The following is a 6,484-nucleotide window of genomic DNA, read 5'->3' on the forward strand; positions in this document are numbered from 1 at the left end:
CGCGGCAGCAGCTTCCAGCCCGGCCAGCACAGCCACGCCCTTGCCGCGATTGCGCGGCAGCACGATCACGCGCAGCCCCGGGTCTTGCGCGGCCATGGCCTGCAGGCGTTCGGTGCTGCCGTCGGTACTGCCGTCGTCCACCACCCAGACCGGGTTCCACTGCGCGCGCGCACTGCGCACGGTGTCGTCAACCTTGGGGCCAGGGTTGTAGCTTGGAATCAGAACGAGGTGCGAAGTGGAGGCGCCGGTCATCGGCATGGCGTCGGTCCGGCCAAACGTTGAAAGCGGAATGCGTCGGGCGCTGGCGCGAGCCTATCGCGTGCGGTGTTCTGCCACGTAGGCCGCGAGCGAGCCCAGCGAGGCGAAGATTTTCTGGTTATCGGGATCGCCCGAGCGCAGCTCGAAGCCGTATTTCTTGGAGATCAGCAGCGCAACTTCGAGGATATCGATGGAATCGAGCCCGAACCCTTCGCCATACAGCGGTGTGCCGGCGGTCAGGGCATCGAGTTGAATGTCTTCGAGATTCAGTTCGCCGATCATGAGCGCGGCGAGCTCTTTTTCCAGGTCGTTCATCGGTCTTGCAACTACAGGCGGCGTGCAGCGGGGATTGCGGCCAGAGCCAACGACGTTCTCCTTGCCCGAAGCCCCTGCCTTGTCCAGCCCAGCCTGTGAAGGGGGTCGTTTAAGCTACGCGGATTCTAGACGAAGGGTTACACCCCGTATAGCGCGAAACCGTGACAAAGACCGCATATCGCGGCGCGTGCCCGAAGTGACGCAAACGATTCAACGGCTTGTGTGGCGCCGCAAAGCGGCAAGGGGCGCCGTAGCAGCGCCGCCCGGGCGCTGTACATCCGGTTACAAACACGCCGCTGCCGGATCGGGCGAGACAGGCGCGGGGCCCTAGAATGTGCTCCGCCCTACGATGAAACTGCCCGCCTCGCCGACGATAACCATGCAGTGCCGCTCCTCCCACCCTGCTCTGCCATGCAGCGACTGACCAGCTTTGCGCGGGGTGCAGCCGGCGTGGGTGCGGTCGTGGCGTATCAAGTCGGGGCGCATTACGCAGCGGCCACGCCGGGCGCGCATGGCATGGGCTTGGCGATGGCTCTGGTGCCGCCGTTGGCAGTTGCGCTCGTCGCGGCCACACGCTCCACACATCGTGCATGGCTGTTGCCGCTGTGGCTGCTCGTCTGCGGCGTGCTGTGGATGGCGCGCGCGCCGCTGGCAGCGCATTTTGACTGGGGCCTGTACCTCGAACATGCAAGCTTCAACCTGATGATGGCCTACGTGTTCGGCCGCACGCTGGTGGCGGGCCGCGAGCCGCTGTGCACGCGCTTTGCCCACATGGTGCACGGCACGCTCACACCGCGCATTGCGCGTTATTCGCGGCAGGTCACGCTGGCATGGACGCTGTTTTTCCTGGCAACCGCCATCGTATCCACACTGCTGTTTGCCACGGCATCGACCGTAACGTGGTCGACGTTTGCGAACTACCTGTCGCTGCCGCTGGTGGGCGTGATGTTTGTGGCGGAATACCTCTGCCGGCGCGTCGTGCTGCGCGGCGAGCCACACTCCAGTCTGTTCGATGCGGTACGCGCATATCGACAATCGGAGCAATCGGGGCACGCCACACCCGTCGCCACAGAGCACTCCCGCTGAACCCACACGCTCTCAAGATTTGCTTCATGCCGACTTACCCGCTGGTCTCCCATCCGACACTCGACCATACGCTGGCCTGGCGTGACGGCACGCCCGTCTCCGCACGTGCGTTCCTGGCCGACGTGATGGCGCTGGCCGCGATGCTGCCGCCGGGCGGCCACGTTTTCAACGCCTGCGCAGACCGTTACCGCTTTGCCGTCGGGCTGTGTGCGACGCTCGTAGCCAACAAAGTCAGCCTGCTGCCGCCCATGCAGACGCCCCAGATGGTGCGTCAGCTTTCGGCGTTCGCGCCCGATGTGATTTGCCTGCACGATGCGGCCGCCTGCCCGGTCGAACTGCCGGGCTTCCGTTATCCCGATGCGTTGACGGCCGACGCAACGCCCATCGACGTGCCGCAGATCGACGCGTCGCAAGTCATGGCAGTGTTGTTCACGTCTGGATCAACCGGCACGCCGGTGCCGCATCGCAAAACGTGGGGCGCGCTGGTGCGCTGCATGCGCGCAGCAGTCGCGCACCTTGGCTTGGACGATGGGCGTGCCTTCACGCTGGTCGGTACCGTGCCGCCGCAGCACATGTACGGCTTTGAGGTGACGGTACTGCTCGCGCTGCAGGGCGGTCTGGCCTTCAGCAACCGGCAGCCGTTCTATCCGGCGGACATTCGCGAGGCGTTGCTGGCCGTGCCGCAGCCGCGCGTGCTGGTGACCTCGCCGGTGCATCTGCGGGCGCTGCTGGCATCGGAACCCGCGTTGCCAAGCGCATCGCTCGTGCTGTCGGCCACTGCGCCGCTGTCACAAGCGCTGGCGCAGGAGGCCGAGACGCGCCTGTCTGCGCCGCTCCTGGAAATCTACGGCAGCACCGAAACCGGCCAGGTCGCAACGCGCCGTACCGCGCAAGACACCGCGTGGCATCTGTATCCCGGCGTGCGCATGGAATCGCGCGCCGGCACGCCGGAAGACGACGGCCCAACGGTGTGGGTCCAGGGCGGGCACGTCGAAACCCCGGTGCCGATGGGCGATGTGATTGAGCTGATCGACGACACGCACTTTCTGCTGCACGGCCGCAAGACCGATCTGATCAACATTGCCGGCAAACGGTCGTCGCTGGCGTATCTGAACCATCAGCTCAACGCGATTGCGGGTGTGGAGGACGGCGTGTTCTACATGCCGGACGATGTGCCCGCCGCTCCGCATACGCACGGCAGCGCCGCAGTCACGCGCCTGGTGGCACTCGTTGTGGCGCCGAGCCTCAGTGCGGCAGACGTGCTGCGCGCCCTGCACGACCGCATCGATGCAGCATTCCTGCCGCGCCCGCTGCTGCTGGTGGACGCGCTGCCGCGCAACGAGACCGGCAAGCTGGCGCGCGATGTGCTGGCCGCGCTGGTGGCACAACATTCGCACCGCAACGCACACAAGCCCGCCATGCGCTTCACCATTCCCGCTGATCACCCGGCGCTGCCGGGACACTTTCCCGGCCACCCGATCGTGCCGGGTGTGGTGCTGCTCGACCATGCGCTTCACACGATTGGTGCGGCGCTGGGCCGCTCGCTTGATGCTTGCAAGATCAGCTCGGCCAAGTTTCTCAGCCCTGCGGCACCCGGGGAGTTGCTCGACCTCGCGTTCGAGACGACGGCGAGCAACGCCATCCGCTTCACGATCCGCGCGTGCGAACGCGAAGTGGCCAGCGGCGTGCTGTCCGCATCAGCGCCGGAGGGCGTTGCTGCATGAAACGCACCGACTGGGCCGAGCGTCCGGAGCGCAGCAACCTCGCGCTGCTGCGCATCATGACATGGCTCTCGCTGCGGCTTGGGCGGCCGTTCGGCCGGGTTCTGCTGCGGCTGATTGCGGTGTACTTCGTGGCGGCCTCCCCGGCGGCGCGGCGTGCTTCGCGTGACTACCTGCGCCGCGCGCTCGGCCGGCCGGCAACGCTGCGCGACGTGTTCCGTCACATGTTCACCTTCGGCACGACCATCCATGACCGCATCTACCTGATCAGCGGGCGCTTCGATCTGTTCGACGTCGAATTGCAGGGCCAGCAGCACATACACGACGTGCTGGCGCGGGGGCGCGGTGCATTCCTGCTGGGCGCGCACCTGGGCAGCTTCGAGGTAGTGCGCGCGCTCGGCCGTACGGTGCCAAACCTGCGCGTGGCCGTCGCCATGTATGAAGAGAATGCACGCAACATCAACGCCGCGGTTGCCGCCATCAACCCGGCGGCGGCGCCGGAGGTCATTCCGCTGGGGCGTGTAGACGCCATGCTGCAAGTGCGCGAGGCGCTGGACGACAACCGGCTCGTCGGCATGCTGGCCGATCGCACACTGTTGCGCGATGCGGGGCCATCAATCCAGCGCAGGGATTTCCTCGGCAGCCCGGCAGCGTTTCCGCTCGGGCCGCTGCACATGGCCGCCATGCTGAAGCGCCCCGTGCTCTTCATGACGGGGCTGCACCTGGGCGGCAATCGCTACGCGGTGCATTTCGATCCGCTGGCGGACTTCACCGATGTGCGCCGCGAAGATCGCGCCGCAGCCGTGCAAGCCGCACTGGCCCGCTATGTGGAGCGCGTTGAACATTACTGCCGCGCCGCGCCATACAACTGGTTCAATTACTTCGACTTCTGGCAGGATGCCGACGCGGCCACCACGCAGAATCACACCCCGGCCGAGCGCCAGACCACCCAAACGCCATGACTGCAACGCGCCCCTTCCTACGCGCCCTTCTGGCCTTGCTAGCGGCCAGCATGTTGGCCGCGACCGCCCACGCCGCGGATACCGCCTGGACGCTCGACCGCCTCATGTCCACGCTCGCACGCAACAAGTCGGGGCGCGCCACATTCACGGAAACAAAGACGCTGTCGATTGCGGAACAGCCCATTGAATCATCCGGCGAGCTGGTGTTCGTGGCGCCCGATCATCTGGAAAAACACACGCTGGCTCCCAAGCCAGAACACCTCGTGATTGACGGCGACAAGCTGACCGTGGAGCGCAACCAGCGCAAGTTCACGATGCCGCTGTCGCAGTACCCGGAGCTGGGCGCCTTCATCGAAAGCATCCGCGCCACGCTGGCCGGTAACCGCTACGCGCTCGAAGCGATCTACAAGGTCGCCATTGCTGGCCACGGCGATGACTGGACGCTCACCCTTTCGCCCATCGACACGCGCATGCAGCAAGTGGTCCGCACCATCACGCTGGAGGGCACGCGCGATGTGCTGCGCAGCGTCGCCATCCGCCAGGCCGATGGCGATCATTCGCTGATGCGCCTGCAACGCGTGCCAGGCAACTAAGGACGCCGCGCATATGAAACGCTTGCACGCCCTGCAGCGGCCCGCCGTGCTGGTCTGGTTGACCGGCCTGCTGCTGTGCGCGGTCGTGATCGGGCGGACGAGCTTTACGGCGGACCTGTCGGCGTTTCTGCCGCGCTCGCCGAGTGCCGAGCAACGCGTGCTGGTCGACCAGTTGCGCGAGGGGCTGGTGTCACGACTCATCCTCGTCGGCATCGAGGGGAGTGACGCAGCCACTCGCGCAACGCTGTCGAAACAGCTCGCCGCCACGCTGCGCGCCGACGCGCAGTTCAGCGCCGTCAACAACGGTGAGCTCGTCAGCGAGGCGCGCGACCGGCAATTCGTCTTCGACCACCGCTACGTACTCAGCCCCGCTGTCACGCCGCAACACTTTTCCGCTGAAGGCCTGCACGCGGCGCTAGGCGAAAGTCTGGACCTGCTCAGTTCGTCAGCCGGGCTGTTTGCCAAGAACATGCTGCCGCGCGACCCGACCGGCGAGGTGGCGGCACTCGTCAGCCAGCTCGACAACACCGCGCTGCCGTCGTCGATGCATGGCGTGTGGGCGTCGCGCGATGGCCAGCGTGCCGTGCTGGTCGTGCAGACAACGGCCGCCGGTTCCGACACCGACGCTCAGGCGCATGCCATCGATACCGTGCGCCGCGCGTTCGATGCGGTTGCACGCACGGTGCCGAACGCCGCATCGGCGCGCATCCTGCTGACCGGCCCGGGCGTGTTCTCCGTCGAATCGCGCGACACCATCAAGCACGACGTCGAGCGGCTTTCCACCGTCAGCCTCGTGCTCGTGGTGGCGCTGCTGCTGACGGTATATCGGTCACCGCGCACGGTGGTGTTGGGGTTGCTGCCAGTGCTGTCCGGCGTGGCGGCCGGCGTGGCAGCGGTCAGCCTCACGTTTGGCGCGGTGCACGGGCTCACGCTCGGGTTCGGCACCACGCTTATCGGCGAGGCGGTCGACTATTCGATCTACCTCTTCGTGCAATCTGCCCGCCTGCGTGGCGCCACCCCCAACGACAGCCTGCGAGCGTGGATCACCACGTACTGGCCGACCATCCGCCTGGGTGTGCTGACCTCGATATGCGGCTTCGCGTCGATGCTGTTCTCTGGCTTTCCGGGGCTCGTGCAGTTGGGGCTGTATTCGATTGTGGGGTTAGTGACGGCGGCACTTGTCACGCGCTACGTGCTGCCGCATCTGCGTGGCGCAGACGTGGCGACGCGGGATGTATCGCGCGTGGGAGCCTGGCTGGCACAGGCGACGTCTGCCGCGCCCCGCCTGCGCTGGGTGTTGGCGGTGGTGCTCGTGGGCGCATGTGCGGCGCTGGTGCTGCAACGCGATGGCCTGTGGAGCCGCGAACTCGCTGCGCTGAGCCCCGTACCTGCGAAAAGCCAGGCGCTCGACGCCAGCCTGCGCGCAGACGTCGGTGCGCCCGACGTGCGCTATCTAGTAGTAATCCCGGCCGCGACCGAACAGGCCGCGCTTGAAGGTGCCGAGAAGGTCGCCGCGCAACTGCAACCGCTGGTGGACAACGGCGTGCTG

At 66.5% G+C, this 6,484-nt stretch carries 7 protein-coding genes; 5 read left to right on the forward strand and 2 right to left on the reverse strand.

Features of this window, described 5'->3' with window-relative positions:
* Together ACCD03_RS25205 and ACCD03_RS25210 are read right to left on the reverse strand one after the other, a co-directional pair.
* The coding region (locus tag ACCD03_RS25205; RefSeq protein ID WP_413413251.1) for a glycosyltransferase family 2 protein at nt 1-258 on the reverse strand (258 nt) is incomplete at its 3' end.
* Nucleotides 259-312: 54 nt separating this feature from the next.
* Nucleotides 313-573 (reverse strand): phosphopantetheine-binding protein, encoded by a 261-nt coding sequence (locus ACCD03_RS25210; protein ID WP_253536243.1) that lies wholly within the window; start codon nt 571-573, stop codon nt 313-315.
* 411 nt (nt 574-984) lie between these two features.
* On the opposite strand from ACCD03_RS25210, the gene ACCD03_RS25215 reads away from it, so the two are divergent.
* From ACCD03_RS25215 to ACCD03_RS25235, 5 genes are all read left to right on the forward strand, one after another.
* The gene (locus ACCD03_RS25215) at nt 985-1,659 is read left to right on the forward strand and encodes a hypothetical protein (RefSeq protein WP_413413252.1); all 675 of its coding nucleotides are present in this window, start codon (nt 985-987) and stop codon (nt 1,657-1,659) included.
* Nucleotides 1,660-1,685: 26 nt separating this feature from the next.
* Nucleotides 1,686-3,383, forward strand: a complete 1,698-nt coding sequence (locus ACCD03_RS25220) for an AMP-binding protein (protein WP_413413253.1) — start codon at nt 1,686-1,688, stop codon at nt 3,381-3,383.
* Complete coding sequence (locus ACCD03_RS25225; protein WP_413413254.1) at nt 3,380-4,342, forward strand: acyl-CoA synthetase; 963 nt, start codon at nt 3,380-3,382, stop codon at nt 4,340-4,342. Before ACCD03_RS25220 ends, ACCD03_RS25225 begins: the two co-directional genes overlap by 4 nt.
* Nucleotides 4,339-4,935 carry an outer membrane lipoprotein carrier protein LolA gene (locus tag ACCD03_RS25230; protein WP_045203807.1) on the forward strand — a complete coding sequence of 199 codons (597 nt, stop codon included), beginning with the start codon at nt 4,339-4,341 and terminating at the stop codon, nt 4,933-4,935. The genes ACCD03_RS25225 and ACCD03_RS25230 overlap by 4 nt, the downstream gene beginning before the upstream one ends.
* Nucleotides 4,936-4,948: 13 nt before the next feature.
* Nucleotides 4,949-6,484, forward strand: a 1,536-nt coding sequence (locus ACCD03_RS25235; RefSeq protein WP_413413255.1) for an MMPL family transporter, incomplete at its 3' end; no start/stop codon positions are given.

The organism is Ralstonia sp. Ralssp135 (genome assembly GCF_047304345.1).
In the GTDB taxonomy this organism is placed as follows: domain Bacteria; phylum Pseudomonadota; class Gammaproteobacteria; order Burkholderiales; family Burkholderiaceae; genus Ralstonia; species Ralstonia chuxiongensis.

Excerpts from the sequence above, each read along its gene's own strand:
- ACCD03_RS25210 (WP_253536243.1), bottom strand. The coding sequence starts at position 573 with ATGAACGACCTGGAAAAAGAGCTCGCCGCGCTCATGATCGGCGAACTG.
- ACCD03_RS25215 (WP_413413252.1), top strand. The coding sequence starts at position 985 with ATGCAGCGACTGACCAGCTTTGCGCGGGGTGCAGCCGGCGTGGGTGCG.
- ACCD03_RS25220 (WP_413413253.1), top strand. The coding sequence starts at position 1,686 with ATGCCGACTTACCCGCTGGTCTCCCATCCGACACTCGACCATACGCTG.
- ACCD03_RS25225 (WP_413413254.1), top strand. The coding sequence starts at position 3,380 with ATGAAACGCACCGACTGGGCCGAGCGTCCGGAGCGCAGCAACCTCGCG.
- ACCD03_RS25230 (WP_045203807.1), top strand. The coding sequence starts at position 4,339 with ATGACTGCAACGCGCCCCTTCCTACGCGCCCTTCTGGCCTTGCTAGCG.